Annotated in this window: 1 protein-coding gene; it reads left to right on the top strand. The window is 72.2% G+C overall.

Annotated elements, in window-relative coordinates; translation table 11 throughout:
• Window positions 1-265 precede the first annotated feature (265 nt).
• Entirely contained in the window at window positions 266-1,678 is a 1,413-nt protein-coding gene (locus VGR37_02055) for a S8/S53 family peptidase (GenBank protein HEV2146180.1), read from the top strand.
• Window positions 1,679-1,739 lie beyond the last annotated feature (61 nt).

Genomic DNA, 1,739 nt, shown 5'->3' with positions numbered 1-1,739 from the left:
GCCCGGGGCTGTGGCGGCGGGGGCGCAGGCCCCCAGCGCAGCGATCAGGACCAGCGCGCCGGGGGCGCGCCGCGCAGCGTTTCGTCGTTTCAAAAGGCAGTCTCCGTCTGGTGTGCGCGGGGGCGTCTGCAAGCGGCGGGCCCTCCGGTTCCCCTGCGCCCGGGCCGGAAAGCTTGCGGGACGCGCGGGTCGTGCCGATAATTCACGACACCCCTTTGGGGCTGGCGGCCTGGCCGCATCCATTCCTCGCCATGGAGATACCCCCATGCGCCATTTCTTCTCCCGCTCGGCCGCGCTCGCGGCCGCGCTCGCGCTCCTCGCCGCCTGCTCGGACGACACACGCGACCCCTCGCCGGTCGCACCCGCGGAGCCCGCCGCGTCCGCCGGGCAGGACCCGGTCCCCACCCGCAGCCAGCAGCGCGCCGGGACCTTCGTCGAGCTGTCGGACGCCGAGCTGTGGCGGTACGTGGCCGCCGCGGAAGGGCGCGCGACGGTGGGACTCAAGGCCCCCGGGAAGAACCGCGGCGTCTGGCGCGGCCAGGTGCTGGTGGACGGTGCCGAATGGGCGCGGGGGCGCACCGCCGTGACCGCGCAGCGCGGCGTCTCCCTGCTGCGCGTGGACGACCTGCTTCCCACGCTGGAGGTGCGCCTGGACGGGCCGGATGCGCTCGCGGCCGTGCGCAGGCTCCCCTTCGTGGACTACGTGGAGCCGGTGCTCGCCGAGCAGGCCATGCAGCAGTTCGCGGGGACGGGCGGGTGCGGCTGGGGGAGCTCCTGGACCGGCGACCGGCAGTACACCGCCTCGGGCGACGTCTACTCGCAGAAGTTCACGGCAATGGGCATCCCCGACGCGTGGACGCTGAGCAGCGGGGCAGGGATCACCATCGGCCTCACCGACACGGGGATCTCCGCCAACCAGGCGCAGCTCCTCAGCCAGTTCGCCACCGGCGAGAGCACCGACCGCACCGTCCGGCTGTTCTACCTTTCGCACCTGGGGAGCGCCTACGACGAGTGCGGCCACGGGACCCGCATGGCGGGGATCATCGTGGCGCCGCGCGACGGGCGTAATGTGGGAGGGGTGGCGTGGAAGTCGAACCTGATCAGCGTCCGCCAGGCCAACGGCGTGGCGGCCGTCTCCAGCAGCGACGCCAAGTACTCCGTGCGGGCCGCGGCGCAGAACGGCTCGCACGTGGTGGTGATGGCGTGGGAGTCGCTGAACTGGTGGTGGCAGGTCTCCGACGAGATCGAGTACTGGCACTACAACCGGCCGATCCTCTTCATGGGCGCGGCGGGGACCTCCGGCTGCGGCGACGGGATCCTGGACAGCAACGTGGTCTTCCCCGCGGACATGCCCGAGGTGGTGGCGGTCACCGGGATCACCTATCCGGGCGGCGGGATCCCCTGCGGGATCCACTACGGGAGCGAGGTGGAGCTGACGGCCTACCTCGACGTCCCGAGCACAGGCCAGTACACGGCGGACATCGTGGGGATGGGCGGGAGCTCCAACGCCACGGCCATCATGGGCGGGATCGCGGCGCTCACCTGGTCGCGCAACCCCGGCCTCACCCGCAATCAGCTCCGCGCCCGGCTGCAGCAGAGCGGGTCGTACTATCCCAACCGGCATTCCAGGGAAGGGTACGGGCTGGTGAACGCGCTGAAGGCGGTGCGGGGGTACTGACGAAGGGGTAAGTGGTTGGCGGGGCAGCGCTTCAGGGGAGACTGCGCCGCCGCCCCCCCCG

Source organism: Longimicrobiaceae bacterium (assembly GCA_035936415.1).
Classification (GTDB): Bacteria; Gemmatimonadota; Gemmatimonadetes; order Longimicrobiales; family Longimicrobiaceae; genus JAFAYN01.
This window is presented reverse-complemented; position numbering and strand designations above follow the sequence as displayed.